The sequence below is a fragment of the Paenibacillus sp. FSL K6-1330 genome, assembly GCF_037976825.1.
Lineage (GTDB): Bacteria > Bacillota > Bacilli > Paenibacillales > Paenibacillaceae > Paenibacillus_AQ.
This window is the reverse complement of sequence record NZ_CP150269.1, coordinates 2872889-2889874: the sequence shown is the minus strand read 5'-3', so window position 1 is coordinate 2889874 and position 16986 is coordinate 2872889. Positions and strand designations below refer to the sequence as shown.

The window sequence follows — 16986 nt, the reverse complement described above, 5'->3', positions numbered from 1 at the left end:
CACCTTCCTTTACCATAGACTTGTCTCGTTTACTCTCTTGGCGATCCGATTAACGGTAAGCAGCAATATGAAATTAATGACCGAGTTAAACAAGCCAATCGCAGCCGAGAAGCTGAACTGGCCTTGCACAAGCCCGCTTCGGTATACGTATGTGGAGATAACGTCTGACGACTCCAAATTCAGTGGATTTTGCAGCAGGAATACTTTTTCAAACCCGACGGACATAAAGCTCCCTACGTTCAGAATGAGCAAGATCACCATCGTAGGCAGGATGCTCGGAAGATTGATATGCCATATGCGCTTCATCCGGGTGGCTCCGTCAATCATCGCCGCTTCATGCTGCTGGGGATCGACTCCAGCCAGCGCCGCCAGGTAAATAATCGTCCCCCAGCCCATACTTTGCCATACACCGGAGAGTACAAACACAGACTTGAACCAGCCCGGTTCGCCCAGAAATTGTACAGGTTCTCCACCCAAAGCCTTGATGGCCAAATTGACTAAACCGGTTCCCGGAGACAGAAAGGCGATAATCATGCCGCTCATAACGACGACGGATATAAAGTGAGGTGCATACGTTACGGTCTGCACCCACTTCTTGAACGCCCCGTTCTTCAGCTCATTAAGCGCTAACGCGATAATAATCGGGATCGGAAACCCAACGATCATTTCATACAAGCTGATGCCAACCGTGTTCCCGATCAGATCCCAAAAATAATAAGAATCGAAAAAACGCCTTAAATGCTCAAGACCAACCCATGGGCTGTTCCATATCCCCGAACTGGGGGCATAATCCCTGAAGGCAATCTGCAGGCCATACAGCGGGAAATAATGAAATATAATAAAATAGGCCATCGTGGGCAGAACGAATATATACAACTCCCAATTTTTGAGAACCGTCTTCCATCTGCTTTTCCTGAGCCCGCGTTCGATACTTTTGGCAGCAAGCAGTGTCTTGGCTGTCATGAACCAACCAACCCCTTTCTCAAATTGAACTTGTGAACCACAGTTAATAAATCTCATGCTATCTGTTCGAAGATGTAATCGTAAATCTGTAGATATTGTTCTGGGGTTGTTACTTTTTACATTGCCTGCCACGACAAGGCGGATTCGTGTAAATTTGTTATTCTTGCTGTGGCTTGTCGATTCTTTACAATTCTGTATCAGCCCTCCTTATTAAGGATTACCTCTACCCTGACCCCAAGCTAATGGACAAAAAAAGCGCGTTCTCTCGAATCGAAAATTTCGAGTAGAAACACGCGTTTTATCGAAAGATTATACGAAGATTTACAGCTTTGTGCTCACGAATACAGTTTCCGGTATTGCCCAAGCGTTATACCTTCTGTATTTTTAAATTTGCGCATAAAATTGGAGACGTCCGAATAGCCAACGCTGGCAACAATATCTTTAATCGCCAGATCGCTGTGCTTTAACAGCCGTTTGACCTCCTCCATGCGAAGATGGGTAACATATTCGGTGAACGTATAACCCGTCTGGTCTTTCATGTAACGGCTGAAATAGGAAATGGACATCTGGAAGTGATCGGCGATTTTCTCCAAATTCAGGTCATATTCCTGGTAGTGCTGCTCAATGTATTGGAAAATCTCTGCTCCCATGGCGGTGTTCTTGCTTTCTTTATTGGCCTGCACATAATCGCATATGAGGTCAATGAGTCCGGTCATCCCCGCATCCAGTTGTTTCAAGGTCGTAAATTCCGCCAAATGGCTCCGATACTCTTGAGGAATACTCAGTTTCAGTTCATTCATCGTTCTAAGGAACGTGTTGATCAGATCAAAACTCATACAGCGGAAGTAAAACAAGGATATTTCTTTTCCTTCTAAATCGTGCACGATGTTAACCAGCGCGGTTTTGGCTGCTGCATTGTTTCCCTGCTTCATGCTTTGCACAAGGCGGATTTGCTCTTCGATCGGGTACCATTCACTGCCTTCCTGCCATTCGGACATATCAGCGAAATATACGATCTCCCCTTTGCGAATCCGACCACTTTGCTCCATAGCAGCTGAAGCTTCAATGTAAGACCGATTCGCATGAATCAGCCCGGATACCGGGCTGCCCACGCCGACCGTTGGCCGAAACCCGCAGCAGTGCTAGAACAGCCGAGCAATTTCGCCTGCAATTTCCTCTTGGACATGGCGCAGACATGATTCGTTGCAGCCCGTGCTAATCAGGATGGCGAGGGACTGATCTGGTATGAGTTCCACTCCATACCCAACTGCATCCGTCATGGATATCTCGGACAGCAGCCGCAGCAGCTCTTCCCGGTTCTGCGTGGATATATACTCACTCCCGTCCATCGGGATAACGGTCACAAAGCAGTTCTCTTCGGGAAGCGACAAATTTTCCCGAGACAAAAAAGCTATCGTCTCCTCCTCATCCTTGATCAAACCTAATATCAGTCGGACGAAAAACTGCTCACGCACAATCGGACGCTGTTCATCAATTCTCTTCATCAGGTCGCGCGTAGCCTGAACGGAATCGCGGATCAAGTCGAGCTCATTATGGCGGCGGTTATCGTTTCCATGCGTCCATACTTGTAAAGTCCGTACATAGTCTGCAATGTTCCGGATCGGACGATATTGTCTAGTCGAGAGCAGTACGGCGATCAGAATCCCGAAGGCGACAACTGCACCACAAATGAGCAATACAAAGGTCCGCATTTCCAGTACCCTTCCCAAAAACTGATCGGTTGGCATAACGATGACATAAGACCACCCCGTCCATTTTGATTTAGCCTGCATTAGAGAATAATGTTCGCCGCCTAGCTTGGCATCATGAATGCCATCCTGGGTCTTGGAAACAAGTAACTGTTTAGCATCCTGTTCTGTCAGGTCGTTCTCGTGGCTTCTTGAAGCCAGAATGCTGTCCTTGGAATCCAAAATGTAAACGCTACCATTAAAGTCCCCTAAAATAGGACCAACCAGGTCGGTCAGCATCGATTCACGAATGAAGAAGCTAACTGTGCCGTAAGGCGCTTGGCTATTGCGTGGAATCGGGAACAAATACATCAGCACGTTTTGCTGTTGGCTGCTGCCCGTGACCGTAGTCTGGATACGACGGATTTCTGGGATCTGAAGTCGGCTCATTTCCTCGTCCAGGCGAATCCCGTCCAGGTCACTAAATCCGTATACACGCTTTGCAAATGTATCGAATGAGTTGATTCCGGACGAAGTATACAGCCGCTCATCCCCATGAAAATAAAGCGCGACTTCATCGACTATCGTATTATTTGCCTTATATTTGCCCAGCTCATCTACCGCTTCAATTTCCTTGTATTTCCCGCTCTTCACTACGAATGGAGTCAATTCGGAGTCAATCGAAATCCTTGAGGCCGTGTTGTCCAGACCGCGTGCCAATAAGTCGAACGTATTCTTAACCTGGTTCAGCTTGTATACATTGGATGCCTCAATTTCACTTTTGAATCGTACGACCGCATTATAATACACGACACTGCTAAGTATGATGAACGGTATGGCAAAAATCAGTACATGCGACAGTAGAAATTGATAGAATAAGCGAGAATTGGTTCGTTTACGCCTCATTGCTCTCCCCCAATATTTAGTTCTGGCAGCAAATTAGACTGAAATGCAGTTTTTCTTTAAATAATACAACTCCTTCCATTTATTATTCGTACAATATAGGCGTTATCCGTGAGTTAGTCAATACAGAAGTGGCAGCTAACCATGACGTATAAAAGGCTTGTTACCATAAATCCCGCTCTCTCCGTTGTTACAAGAAAGAGCGGGATTTGGATCACATATGTGCATCTAGGCGTCAGATTTGGCTGCTTCTTTTTCCGATAAAAGCCAATGCATAGATCATACTTCCAGCTACTATAACCAACGAAAACAGAAGTAGCAAGTTGCTGTACAAGTCTGCCTCAGCATTCCATGACATCGGAAGAAGCGGGAAATCCAGCAAGCGTCTGGAAAGCAAGCCTCCTACAATTGCGACTCCGATCCCTTCCGATAAGAAGCATGCAAAATTAAGCATTCCCATCCCTGCTCCCGCTTCTTTCTCTTCCAGAGAATCGGAAACGACCGTTGAAATCACTGTCTTCACAAATGAAAGGCCTCCAAATACAAAAATCAGCATAGCTGTCACAATCCAAGGTGATTGATCCGCCAGCACAGCCATGGTTAAAAAACCACCGATAATCATCAGGGCTCCTATATAGAACACAAAATGATGACCTTTCTTATCGACGAGTAACCCCCCTAACATGCCAAACAGCATGACGCTCATGGCACCAGGAAATATAATACCCGCGCCAATCATGTCCGTAGACAAATGATGGACGCTTCTCATCAGATAAGGAACCATGGACAGAAATCCGGCTACTATGCCCAAAATGACGCAGCCCGAGATCGTTCCGGCGATGAACTTCTTCCTTACGAATAAATAGGGTTCGATAAATGGATTTGAGGCCCGCTTGATCCGTACGGCGAAAAATACGAGCGCTGCTAAACAGCCTGCCAAATACATCCAATGTTCATGGGTCGTAAACAAGGTAAATAGCACTACGCCAACGGAGAGCAGAGCTGCTCCCGTAACATCAACGTTCCCTTTCTGTTCGGTTTCATCCGGCAGCACTTTTAAAAAGAACGGAATCGTTGCAAGCGTCATAAGAGGAAATACAAACAACACGGACCAGTGCACATAATGGGCAACAACGCCTCCGATGACAGGCCCGATTCCTTCGCCCATTGCAACCAGCGATCCTATAAGACCAAAAGCTCTTCCACGAGATTTTGCATCGAAATAACGCACAATCATGACCATGACCAGCGCAGGGATGGCAGAGGCTCCTGCCCCCTGAATAAATCTTGCCGCAATCACAGCAGGTAAATAGGCATGTGCCGCTAATCCCAGCATAGACCCACTGCCGTACGTTACGATGCCTATAATGAGCATTTTTTTGATCCCGTACAGATCCGATATTTTTCCGTACACAAACGAACCTATGGCAAACGACAGCATAAAGCCTGTATTGACCCAATTGGCTGTCGATGGCTCCACATGAAATTGTCTGGCGATATCCGGAAGTGCCACATTAAACACCGTTTCATTCAAAACGCTGAAAAAAACCAAAAATCCCAGCCAGGCAAACGCGCCTTTCAAATTTGTGATCCGTAATTTTTGACTTGGTTGAGTAATCTCTTCCACTTGGTGGTTGCCCCCGTAAATTTAGGGGAATACGCAGTTTATAGGGTCAATGATGCGATCTCCCTCAAATTTTGTACCCAAATCCATCTTTTTTGCCGCATGCAATAATCCTCCTTTGAATATTCTGATTTTAATATAACATACGGATAAGGAAGACGAAAAATACATTGGTATAGTAGCAGATGAGGATTCACATGTTGTTTACACCTTTAGAAGGCGCCTAAATACTCCCCTTCTCTCAAAGTTTCACTCCCTTCTACCGTTAAGCTTAAACGGTGGCTAAGCTCTCCCACATCTTTCCTTGGTCACTACTCCATACCAACTCTATCAATTTGCATATGATATCCAATGATAGATTCAAGGAGGTCTGGTAGCATGACAACCCCTATGGAGTTTGATGCCATTTTCAGTCTGGGTCACAACTGTCAAGTTGCCGCCCAGCTAAGAAGAAACAAGCTGCGTCATGCAGCAGGTCCGTGGGACTGGTTCAACTTCGCTTCGACCCGTGAATTTTGCAAAGTGATTAAACATCAAATCAGTGATTTCATGCTCCGGGATAACCTGGACATTTATGGTAAATCCGTGAACTGTTATTATGTACGCGACAAACGATCCTCCTGTTTATCCTTCCATGATTTCAAGAACAACCCGGAGGAGCAGCCGCTATATGACTACCCCGCTTTTCGCGAACGGCTGGATCGAAGAATCGAACGCTTTAACCGCTGCTTGAATTCTGAACAAAAGACGCTGCTCGTGCGGATCATCTCGCATAAAAAGGATGCTGAGACGATTGATCAGGTTATTCGCGAAACTTACTCCAATCCGAACGTAACCCTGTTATTTGTCATGCTTAGCAGCAGTCCAAGTATTGTTACTCTTCCTTCTTTCTCGGATCGGGTGCTCATCAAGCAAATACCGAAAGGGCCCACATGGGAGGGAGATTTGGAGGCTTGGATGACCATTCTTGGAGGATTTTCGCTCATTTCAGGGGAATAAACGTTTGACAAAACCAAAATTTACCTGTATATTTACAAAAAGTGAATCGGAGCTCTTACGAAGGAAGCACCCGTAAGTCTGGCGTTGAATGCGCCTTTCTAACGGGTGCTTTTTGTCGTGAGTCCGGCCATCCTGTCATGATGCGACTGCCGCTCATGATGATTATTCGTTATGTTAAGGAGCGATGTTTATGTTTAGAAGATTACTGACCTCATCCCTTGTTATGGCACTACTTCTCACTTTAATCCCCATGCCTCTCGCGAATGCAGCTGCGATCGAGTTCACCGATGCGGTCCAAACCCAATTGAATGCCACGGCGGACCGGGCCGGTGGAACCGTACGTACCAAACTCATCAATCAGTACGATAATTTTAAATCGGAACGAAAGCAAGCGATGGATTGGGATGATCGAATCTCTTCCCTTCGTTATGCCAATGAATCCAAAACTTCGGAAACCCGCAAAAGAATCAGCGAAATCGATAAGGACAAAATCCGCAAGCTGGAGGATCAGCTCCAAGCAGCCAAAACCAAGTACCAGCCGCTGTTTAATACCTATACCGCTCTCAATAAGCAAATCGCCGTTGCTAAGAAACTCAAAGACAAAACGCTCTCCAAGATGTTGCAGTCACAGGCCGGTGGCATGAAGATCCTGGTTACCCTGGGACGTGAGGATATCCGAAATAAGCAGGCGGCACTTACGGCAGCCAAGAAAGAGAAAACTTCCAAAGCGGCGAAGGTCCGCTCTATCCTGTCCGAGATTGATTCCTACAAAAGCAAGATCAAGGGCGATAAAAGCGCAATCTCAACGCCAAATAAACTGATGACAACCGAGTGGAAAAATTTCAAAGCAGCAGTAAAGGCGAATGAATCGGCCAGAACCAGCGATACCCTTTCCAGGCTGCTGACGCTCTCCGGTCAGATCTTGATGAAAAAGAAAAGCATTTACAGTCACGAACAAAAAATCGAGTCTATCATTGCACGAGCAAATGCGCAATTAAACTGACGCTTTCAAGAATCGCACCATACAAAAATAACTTCTGCCGAGGGCAGAAGTTATGGTTCGATATGCAACAAATCAACTCAATAGTTACTCAACTTGAAGCCGTTTGGAACGGGTATTGGAATCCAGCCAACCTGGATTGATCAAGCAATGGATAGTCATATAACATGCCTTCATAAATAACTTCGAATGCCGGATGCTGAAAGAAATCATTCGGAGTTACTGCGGAGGAAGGGCGATTCCATAAATGGATTCTGCTTTGCTTCATCGCTTCCGCTACGAATTGTGAACAGAAGTAGGATCTTTCTCTCATAATATCAAGTCCCATCAGCACGCCAAACATACCAATGAGATTGTACCCGTAAGCATCCTCTTCATCCTTATAATTTTGAATCACGCTTCTTGCCGCCTCAAATTGCTCCCTTGTGACCTCGAGTCGGAGCAGAGCGCAGCGCGTACCTGGAAAGTGACGGAAGGTTCCTTCGTATACATCTTCCTCAACAAATCCCCCAACCCAGGGATTGTTGGCGCATTTGCGCCCAAAGCTGAACACTTCATTCAAGTTCTCGTCCAGCGCCAGCGAAGCATGATTATAGGGCGCGGCAGTAATTCGTTTAATCAGTTTGGTAAACATCGTACCCGTATCGGTCAGTAGAACATATATATTTTGGTTATCGGACATTTGGCTTTCCCCCACATACATTGATTACATATTTCATTGAAACCGGATTTCGTCAAATCCTTCGTTAATTCCATTGTAGTAGAGGCAAGCCGTTTCCATAACCGACTATAGGTGTGAATAGAACCTGGACCTAAGTCGAGTTCTCACCTAACCTGGCGACGTGATATCCATAACTATACCCCATATAAGCGACGATAGGAAGATGGCGTCATACCTTCATGCTCCATAAATCGCTTGTTAAAGTAACTGACGCTCGGATAGCCCGCTTCCACTGCAATTTGTCCGATGGTTTTTTCTTTATGGTCGAGCAGCCACTGCTTTGCCATCTGAAGACGGCAGCGCGTCACAAAATCCATCGGGGTCATCTCCATAACATTGCGGAATAATTTGCAGAAATAGTAGGTGGTGACGCCAAGTCTGTCCGCCCACTCCTCCAAAATAAACGGTTGTGCCGCTTCCTGCTGCATGATCGGCAGTAGTTCAAGAATCCGGTTGGCCGAGTTGTTCGATTTATTGTCCGATAATGCGGACGCCTGCTCCACAAATACGGCTAACAAGGAATACGTTAGCGTGGACAGCTGCGCTGGCTTGAGCATCCGGTGGGTCTCCGCCTCACATAACAGCGCTTCGTGCGCTTCCTCAAAGGCTGACGGCTGCCGAATGCTCCACAGCTGGCTTTTATGAAATCCACGTTCGATGAAATAGTTCTGCAGACCGCTTCCATAAAAGTGGAACCACCGCACATCCCACGGATCGTCCTCGCTTGTGTAATAACGCTGAGCCTGCATAGGAAAATATAGCACGGCTTCCCCTGGGCCAAGCGTATGAACTACATTTTCGATTTCAACATACCCTTTACCGGAAGCCACATAATGAATATTAAAATTGTTCAGAGACCCGGCTGCCCGCGTAACGGTATGGTCCAGTTCATCCCGGTATATCCCTACTGATTCGGGCAGACAGAAGAATGGCATTTGCGGAAGGGTTAACAGATGACTTTGTCGTTTCATCATAATACTCCTCAAATGACAATATTGTTGTATTAGACTACAAAATAATATTATATCAATTTTAATTCTTGTCTTTTATAATCGCAATATAATCTTAATAAGTTGCATAGGAGCTGATGAACATGACTCAAAAACTTCGTTGGGGAATCCTTGGCTGCGCCAGCATTGCCAAACACTCAGTCATACCTGGTTTACAGCAATCCCGTCTCAATGATGTCGTTGCCATTGCGAGCCGCGACCAGGGAAAGGCAGCGCAAACGGCAGAGGAACTGAATATTCCGACTGCATACGGCAGTTACGAGTCCTTGCTCGAGGATTCTTCTATAGATGCTATCTATATTCCGCTCCCTAACCATCTACATAAAGAATGGAGCATCCGTGCGGCGGAAGCCGGTAAACACATTCTATGCGAAAAACCCCTTGCGTTGACGGAAGCAGAAGCAGCTGAAATGGCAGAAGCAGCGGCTAAAGCCGGGGTAGTGCTGACCGAAGCCTTTATGTACCGCTATCACCCGCGGTATGACTTGATGAAGGAAATGATCGTCGCCGGCGCCATCGGGGACATTCGGGGCATACGCAGCGCGTTTACCTTCAACAGCTCCACCAATCACGGGAATGTCCGTTTTCGCAAAGACTGGGGCGGCGGTTCGATTTATGATATCGGCTGTTATCCAATCAATGCCGCACGCATCCTGCTGGGTCAAGAACCGGAAGCTGTTACTGTTCAAGCTTTCTTCTCCCCCGAGCATGATTTTGTCGACATGATGGCATCCGGATTGATTGAATTTGAAGGCAATGTAGCCCTGACATTTGATTGCGGAATGTGGGCGGCGTATCGCAACCCGCTTGAGATTGTGGGAACGGATGGCTTGATCGAAGTCCCCTACGCCTATAGCCTGCCTGAGGACGGAGCGAACTTCTTCTTAACGACCGGCGAAGGACGTAAAGAAATCGAGGTTCCTCATGCAAACGCATACAGTGAACAAGGCGACCACATGGCCGAAGCGATTTTGAACAACAAACCTCTCCGCTACACTGCAGAGGATGCGATTCACAACATGAAGGTCATCGACGCCTGCCTGCAATCTGCCCATGAACGGAAGCGAATTGTATTGTAAATACACCCAAGGAGGATATGGAAATGAAATATATATCAATCAAGGGATTAAACAAACCCGTCTCCGTGCTAATGAAAGGAACGGACTACTTCTATCATGATTCGTATGAGAAAGCAGCCGCGAATATGGATGCATACCTGGCCATCGGCGGCAATTCGGTTGATACTGCTCACATCTACGCTGGAGGTCAAAGCGAAGAAGTGATCGGCAGATACATGCAGGAAAGAGGTAACCGGGATCAGATCGTCATACTGACCAAGGGTGCTCATCATGACCATAATGGCCCGCGCGTAAATAAAAAAGACATCAAGAGTGACATCACAACGAGCTTTGAAAGACTGCAGACGAATTTCATCGATCTGTACGCACTTCACCGTGACGACCCTGAGGTTCCGGCAGGCGAAGTTATTGAGGCTCTGAACGAATACATTGCCGATGGCAGCGTTGGCGCCATTGGGGTATCCAACTGGACATGGGAGCGCATCCGGGATGCCAATGCCTATGCCGAGGCGAATGGATTGGTCGGTTTCTCCTTCAGCAGCCCGAATCTCAGTCTGGCCAAACCAAACGAGCCGTTCTGGAAAGGCTGCGTGTCTGCCGATGCAGAGACAATTGCGTGGCATGAATCCGAGCAGTTCCCGTTGTTCTCCTGGTCTTCCCAAGCGAGAGGATTCTTTACCGGCCGATTCACGCCTGAAATTCGGGATAATGCGGATCTTGTGCGGGTGTTCTACAGCGATGAGAACTGGGAGCGATTAGAGCGCGCCAAACAACTGGCCGCATCGAAAAATGTGACAGCCATACAGATCGCACTCGCTTATGTGCTGAACCAACCATTCCCAACCTGTGCGTTGATCGGTGCGCAATCAGCCGAAGAATTAAAATCCTGTGATGAGGGTTCAACCATCCAGCTGACAAGGGCAGAACTAGACTGGTTAGACCTAACGGTTGATCAGCCGTCTTCAATCTAAATATTAAAAGCGCCTTGTCTCAGGATATTTTCATCCTGCTCAAGGCGCTTTTTTATAGGCTCATGAGAACCATCTGAAATCTTATACTAGGACGAAGACATCTCCTTGGTGGGCAGAAAAATCCGCGCTGCATCCGCCGCATCGTTACTTCCTACTCCTGCAAACTCCGAAGATATGCTTCATATTCAACCGTAAATTCGAGTGCTTCCTTAAAATTCGGGGACTTGAGCGAAAGAGCCGCGACGACTTCCTCTTTTTCTGTCTCCTGCAAAGCTATGATGCGAGGCTGCCTTGGGACGCGAAACTGTGTATGATCGTGATATACGACGGTGACGATGGTGCCTAGTCGCTCCTGCTCTGGCGAATAAACCGTGCTCCACATCCAGCGCTGTTGGTCCGTCCCTTCCTGGCTTCCCCATTCTCTTGAGATGCCAAACTCACCGGGGAATTTCGGTTCAGGTCGTATTCCTAATTCCTTTAATTGTCTATGAATGGGCAAGAATAAAAGGTTCAAAAACGTCCCATACGCTGCATCTCCACCCTCGTTGTATGCCCTCATCAGTTTTTCCTGATTTACGGTAAGTACGGTTTGCCAGTTATGTTCAATGTACTCGGAAATATAGCTTCCGATGGCTTCGATTGGATGATCTTGATGCTCTTCCAAAAATTCCTTCAACGGTTTCATTGGTTTCATGGTTACCCCCTTTCCCATTTCATGGATTTATTGCTGTACCTCTCCAGCTTACAACATTCGTGCAAATTGTAAGGTTTGTTGGAAAACCGGTCCATAATAGGGGTAAACCTTATCATTTACTTTAGTCTCTTACTCGAAACCCTTGTAACATGCCGGCAATCACATCCATCGTTTCCTCGATGCCTTTATCGGTTGCAGGCATTTGAGCGACCCAAAGCGAGCATTCATTTAATGCGCCAGACAAGCCATGGGTCATCGCATCAACAGGGATTTTCTTCATCATTCCCTGCTCCTGCATCAAAGTTAACTGCTCCCGCAAATGACTCATCGAATGCAACTCGTCCATCTCGCGCCAAGCCTCCCAACCTACAACACTAGGACCGTCAATGAGCATAATCCGCTTATTCTGCGGCTCTACCACAGCAGCAATGAAAGCCCGGCAGCCAAACAGGAGCTGCTCCCAGGGATCCTCGGAGCTACCCGCTTCCGTTTCAACGCGCTGTGCAATTTCCGATTGTACTAATTCAAGCACAGCCAGGAACAAACCTAGTTTATTCTTAAAGTGATGATACAGAGCGCCGCGGGTAACATTAGCTTCGTCGGCAATTTCCTCTAGTGCCGCATTGGCATAGCCTTTTTCCGTAAATTGTGTTCTGGCTACCTTCAGCAGCAGCTGTATTGTCTCGTGGGCTTCGTTTTTGCTTCTTCTCATAATTAGCGTTGTTCTCCCCTATGCATCATTCTCTGGAGTCAACCTCGTTAGGTGACCACACTTCTTCATTATACTGCTCCAGAAAGGTCTGGGAAGGCGGAATGATTTTGATCATGTCAATCAGTACCCCATTCGGGTCACTGATAATAAAATGCCGCTGACCAAATTCCTCATCCCGCATCTCCTGATGAAGCTGCAGCTTTTCGTGGATGATCAGCCTTTGGTACTCGGCATCCACATCCTCCACCTCAAAATTAAGAATCAATCCCTGTACAGATTTCTGAAAAGCGGACGGTACCGTGGGATGGTCTTTGGACAAAATGGCCATTTCATAGGCGCCTTGTTCCTGGTCTCCCTTCTTCAGGCTTATATACCAATCCGCTTCAAAAACAATCTCAAATCCAAACAACCGTGTGTAAAACTCTGCGCTTTCGGCGATCTTGTCTGTCATGATCACAGGATAAAATCCTTGCAGCTTCATATGGAAAACATCTCCTTCTACAATGGGATGAATCCAATTTAACATACATACTGTATGTATGTAAATGCAGATTTCTAAAATTTATCATAAAAAAAAGAACCTGCAGACCAGACTGCAGGTTCTTCGTTTGCTACCACAACAAGCTGACAGCCAAAAGATTAAACAATGCTAGCGGCAATACTACATTAGGATTGGGCCCGTATGGCGCAAAGGGCGGATATCCGGGAAAGAATCCTCTGTTGCCTTGTTCTACAAGAATGTACACATTTTTTGCGTCTACGTTTATGACGACGCCTTCGATGGCTTCATCATCCATCGTATGCACTCTTACCTTGCGATTCATCACATTTCTCATAGCAGCATGGGCGCTTTCTCTATGCTTCTTCATGGAATGTACCAGATGGTGATCGCATTGAAACAGCATTTGCGGTTGCGTTGAATAGTTGTTCATGATGCTCCTCCTTCGTTCTCTTCTATCCGCATTGTATGCAAATATCCCTTCAAGGGTGTTCGCCTATGTGAAATCCGTTTAATGCATCGTAGATACGGGTATAGTACAACCAGATGAAGGAGGATTAAACACCATGGACAAACACAATATACAGTCAAAATCGGGCAGCTTTTTCATTAAAGATGACGGAAAAACGGTAGCCGAAATCACCTACTCGCCTCAAGGTAATGGAGTGATCAGTATCGATCACACCTATATCTCACCCAGCCTGCGAGGGCAAGGAATCGCCGACGAGCTCGTTCGAAAAGTAATAGGGTACGCTCGGGAAGAAGATTTGAAAATCATCCCCGCTTGCTCCTATGCCGGGCATTATTTTGATAAAAACATCGACGATCGTGGACTGTTGTACAAATAAAAAACGATGCTAAAAATAACATATGGCATTGATAATCGGGTGTCCCCCTCGTAAAGTTAGACTCGCCAGCCATAAGAATGCTCCTCTTATCGGTTGGCTTTTACGCGCCTTAATTCCAAGTTCAAATTATACTTAGGTATTTTCGATTGCGATAGAGTGACCTTATCCTCTATGATCGAATGGTATAGCTTAAGTTAGGGAGGCAACTATAATCATGAGGCAAACAGCGGAACATTGGGTCTGGGAACAAATGTTTGATACATTGCCTATTGGGGCGATCCTGATTTCTGCGGTTGACGAGCCTGTGGCGATGGTTAATGATCGTTTTTGCGAACTTAGCGAAACCAAACGTTCAGACCTGCTTCAGCTCAAACCTTCCGAAATCCAAATTCTATCCAACCTACCGATTCAACAAACATTGCAATCATTCACATATAACCAAACGACCACGCTCAAAAGTAACTCTTATTTTATCCGCCGTGACGGAAATCAAGTCCATGTCTCAGTGACTATTTCCCTGTTAAAACATCCTGCCCCTGGAGAGACTCCATGGATATTGTGCTGTATTGAACCCCGAACCATACAGGAGGAATTATCTTTGCCGCGGACCATTAAGAATGATGAGCTGCTTGCACTTATCTCCAAAAGCGGACAAGATCTTATATCCATCAGCAACGCTGACGGCATCATCGAGTACATCTCACCTTCTGTGACCGAAATACTCGGATACACCCAAGAGGAAATGACGGGTCAATGCCGGATCGATTACTATCATCAAGTCGATTCCGAGCAAATAAAAGAACCGGGCAAACTATTTTCAGAGGAAAACAGCTTCGTTCGACGCATTCGCCATAAGGACGGGCATTATTTATGGTTCGAAACGTATTTTCAGCTGATTCGGGGAGCTCAGGGTGAGATTAACAAGGTTCTGGCCATTGGACGAAATATTACCAAACGAAAAACGGATGAGGATACGCTGGCCCATGCGCAGCGGATTGCCAAGATCGGTTCCTGGCGTTGGGACCTGATCACGCATACGCTAACCTACAGCGATGAGATGAGGCGAATTTACGGATATCAGATCAGTGCCACCGAGCCAAACCATAACACGCTGCTGTCATTGGTCGTTCCGGAGGACCGCGAGCGGCTGGAGGCGGCGGTGAGCAGAGCCATTCAAGGGAAGGCGAATGAAATCATCTACCGGATCCAGCTTCAGGACAAGCAAATCCGAACCATTCGAGCTCAATGGGAAGTCTCCGTTACGAATGAAGGCAGACCCATGGAGATGGTTGGCATGGCGCAGGATATCACCGAGCAGGTGCTGATTGAACAGCAGTCGCTGGAGAATGAAAATAAGTACAAGCTCATAACCGAAAATTCCCTTGATTTCATATCGAGCAGCACCATAGGCTGTTCAACGTTTCTTTATTGTTCACCTTCCTGTTATTCTCTGCTTGGATATCGTCCGGATGAGATGGTTGGCACCAGTATATTCGATTACGTATACGCTGAGGATATCATACCGCTTCAGGACTATTTCAAGAATTGCCTGGACTGCAAATTGCTCACACCGATCACCTTCCGTTATATACATAAGGATGGCAGGCACATCTGGTTTGAGGTCAATTGCAGGTACATTAGCACGCAGGACGGCCAAAAGAACGAAATCATTTCGATTGCCCGCGACATTTCCGAACGAAAGCTGATGGAATTTAAACTTAAAGAAAGCGAGCAGCGATATCGTTCTCTATTTGAATATAATCCGTCGGCGGTATACTCCATGAATTTGGATGGCGACTACTTAACGGCCAATCAAAATCTGCAGGACCTGACGGGTTATTCCTTGGACGAGTTGATCGGAATGTATTTCGGACCGATTGTAGCGGAAAATGACATGGCTCGAACGTTGTATCATTTTAATCAGGCGACAGAAGGCATACCGCAGAGCTATGATCTGACGATAATTCATAAGGATGGACATCCTATCGACATCAATACCATCAACATACCGATTTTCGTGGATGACGAAGTGGTCGGCGTCTATGGCATTACCCGGGACATTACCGAGCGCATGCGAACCATGGAAGAGATTAAGAAACTTAGCCGCGAGCTCACTCTTTTGCTGAATACGGTATCCGAAGGCATTATCGGGCTGGACATTCACGGAGAGGTCGCTTTTATCAATCCGGCAGGCGCAGCGATGCTGGATTATGAACCGGCTACCACCATCGGAAGACCTTGCGACCAGATTATCAAAGAAATTCGCCATGACGGCACTTTTTACCGGGGGGACGATTCTCCGCTAGTTCGAGCCGTCAAACAAGGAGTACCACTGTCCAGAGCCGAAATTGTGCTTTGGCGAGGCGACGGAACCAGCTTTCTGGCAAATTATCAGGTCAACCCAATCTGGGATCAAGGAGAGCGCAAAGGCGCCGTTATGGTGTTCCGCGATATAACCGATGAGAAAGAGATCATCCGGGCGAAGGAGAATGCCGAACGGGCAGATCAAGCGAAAACGGAGTTTCTGACCATGATGAGCCATGAACTCCGCACGCCGATGAACGGCATCATCGGGATGATTGAGCTGTTAAAAACGACCGAGCTTGACGAGGACCAACAGAATTATACCAAAATTCTGATGGAGAGCAGCAGTTCGCTGCTGCACATCCTAAACGAGATCCTTGATTTCAGCAAAATCGAAACCGGCAATATGACACTCATTCATGAACCGATCGATTTGCGTTCCTTGCTTGAGGTCGTCGTTGATCTATTCTCGGCCAAAGCTAAAGAAAAAGGGTTATCGTTATCCTGCAGCATCAACAGCTCCACGGTACCCGATGTGATCATCGGCGATGCCCTGCGGCTGCGGCAAGTGCTTGTTAATCTCATCAGCAATGCCATCAAATTCACACATGAGGGCAGCATCATGATGAGTGTCGAGGGACTGCCTAGGACGGGCACCCAGGAATTCACGCTTGCTTTTCAAGTAAGGGATACGGGAATTGGCATCCCTGCTGAACAGCAGCATCAGCTATTCACCTCTTTCTCGCAGCTTCACCCCTCCTTGAATCGCAAATACGGCGGTACGGGACTGGGGCTTGCGATCAGTAAAAAACTCGTTGAGCTGATGGGAGGGGTCATCGGCGTCGAGAGTCGTGAACATGTTGGTTCCTCCTTCTATTTTACGATCCCGACCCATACGCTGAATGATGATAACATGGACAAATAAACTTCAGACTCTCTCCAATATCTTCCACAAACAAAAGGGTGATCTT

General features: G+C 46.8%; 16 protein-coding genes. 6 read left to right on the top strand and 10 right to left on the bottom strand.

Annotated features, from left to right (window positions below):
• Positions 1-9: 9 nt before the first annotated feature.
• The 4 genes from NYE54_RS13140 to NYE54_RS13125 all read right to left on the bottom strand — a co-directional run bounded on the left by NYE54_RS13140 (position 10) and on the right by NYE54_RS13125 (position 5172).
• Positions 10-963: an ABC transporter permease subunit gene (locus NYE54_RS13140; protein ID WP_339272284.1), complete on the bottom strand. Its 954-nt coding sequence runs from the start codon at positions 961-963 to the stop codon at positions 10-12.
• Positions 964-1298: 335 nt separating this feature from the next.
• Positions 1299-2012 (bottom strand): AraC family transcriptional regulator, encoded by a 714-nt coding sequence (locus NYE54_RS13135; RefSeq protein WP_339272282.1) that lies wholly within the window; start codon positions 2010-2012, stop codon positions 1299-1301.
• A 93-nt stretch (positions 2013-2105) separates the two neighbouring features.
• Entirely contained in the window at positions 2106-3557 is a 1452-nt protein-coding gene (locus NYE54_RS13130; RefSeq protein ID WP_339272280.1) for a cache domain-containing protein, read from the bottom strand.
• A gap of 232 nt (positions 3558-3789) precedes the next feature.
• A complete protein-coding gene (locus tag NYE54_RS13125; protein WP_339273485.1) occupies positions 3790-5172 on the bottom strand; it encodes an MFS transporter in 1383 nt (460 codons plus the stop codon).
• Between the two features lie 384 nt (positions 5173-5556).
• Here NYE54_RS13125 and NYE54_RS13120 point away from each other — a divergent pair, with 384 nt between their 5' ends.
• Both NYE54_RS13120 and NYE54_RS13115 read left to right on the top strand, forming a co-directional pair.
• On the top strand, positions 5557-6177 hold the full coding sequence (locus NYE54_RS13120; protein ID WP_339272278.1) for a DUF1796 family putative cysteine peptidase: 621 nt from the start codon (positions 5557-5559) through the stop codon (positions 6175-6177).
• A 190-nt stretch (positions 6178-6367) separates the two neighbouring features.
• Complete coding sequence (locus NYE54_RS13115; protein ID WP_339272276.1) at positions 6368-7180, top strand: hypothetical protein; 813 nt, start codon at positions 6368-6370, stop codon at positions 7178-7180.
• 88 nt (positions 7181-7268) lie between these two features.
• Here NYE54_RS13115 and NYE54_RS13110 read toward each other — a convergent pair whose 3' ends face one another.
• Together NYE54_RS13110 and NYE54_RS13105 are read right to left on the bottom strand one after the other, a co-directional pair.
• Positions 7269-7859 carry a hypothetical protein gene (locus NYE54_RS13110; RefSeq protein WP_213645061.1) on the bottom strand — a complete coding sequence of 197 codons (591 nt, stop codon included), beginning with the start codon at positions 7857-7859 and terminating at the stop codon, positions 7269-7271.
• 173 nt (positions 7860-8032) lie between these two features.
• Entirely contained in the window at positions 8033-8869 is an 837-nt protein-coding gene (locus NYE54_RS13105) for an AraC family transcriptional regulator (RefSeq protein ID WP_339272273.1), read from the bottom strand.
• A gap of 122 nt (positions 8870-8991) precedes the next feature.
• On the opposite strand from NYE54_RS13105, the gene NYE54_RS13100 reads away from it, so the two are divergent.
• Positions 8992-9987, top strand: a complete 996-nt coding sequence (locus NYE54_RS13100) for a Gfo/Idh/MocA family oxidoreductase (RefSeq protein ID WP_339272272.1) — start codon at positions 8992-8994, stop codon at positions 9985-9987.
• A 23-nt stretch (positions 9988-10010) separates the two neighbouring features.
• Entirely contained in the window at positions 10011-10958 is a 948-nt protein-coding gene (locus NYE54_RS13095; protein WP_339272270.1) for an aldo/keto reductase, read from the top strand.
• Positions 10959-11109: 151 nt separating this feature from the next.
• Here NYE54_RS13095 and NYE54_RS13090 read toward each other — a convergent pair whose 3' ends face one another.
• The 4 genes from NYE54_RS13090 to NYE54_RS13075 all read right to left on the bottom strand — a co-directional run bounded on the left by NYE54_RS13090 (position 11110) and on the right by NYE54_RS13075 (position 13296).
• Positions 11110-11652 (bottom strand): DUF6022 family protein, encoded by a 543-nt coding sequence (locus NYE54_RS13090; RefSeq protein WP_339272268.1) that lies wholly within the window; start codon positions 11650-11652, stop codon positions 11110-11112.
• A 121-nt stretch (positions 11653-11773) separates the two neighbouring features.
• On the bottom strand, positions 11774-12364 hold the full coding sequence (locus tag NYE54_RS13085; RefSeq protein ID WP_339272267.1) for a TetR family transcriptional regulator: 591 nt from the start codon (positions 12362-12364) through the stop codon (positions 11774-11776).
• Positions 12365-12389: 25 nt separating this feature from the next.
• Positions 12390-12845, bottom strand: coding sequence for a VOC family protein (locus NYE54_RS13080; RefSeq protein WP_339272266.1), 456 nt, complete (start codon positions 12843-12845; stop codon positions 12390-12392).
• Between the two features lie 130 nt (positions 12846-12975).
• The gene (locus NYE54_RS13075) at positions 12976-13296 is read right to left on the bottom strand and encodes a hypothetical protein (protein WP_339272264.1); all 321 of its coding nucleotides are present in this window, start codon (positions 13294-13296) and stop codon (positions 12976-12978) included.
• Between the two features lie 133 nt (positions 13297-13429).
• On the opposite strand from NYE54_RS13075, the gene NYE54_RS13070 reads away from it, so the two are divergent.
• Both NYE54_RS13070 and NYE54_RS13065 read left to right on the top strand, forming a co-directional pair.
• Positions 13430-13711, top strand: a complete 282-nt coding sequence (locus tag NYE54_RS13070; protein WP_339272262.1) for a GNAT family N-acetyltransferase — start codon at positions 13430-13432, stop codon at positions 13709-13711.
• 214 nt (positions 13712-13925) lie between these two features.
• Positions 13926-16940 (top strand): PAS domain S-box protein, encoded by a 3015-nt coding sequence (locus NYE54_RS13065; RefSeq protein ID WP_339272261.1) that lies wholly within the window; start codon positions 13926-13928, stop codon positions 16938-16940.
• Positions 16941-16986 lie beyond the last annotated feature (46 nt).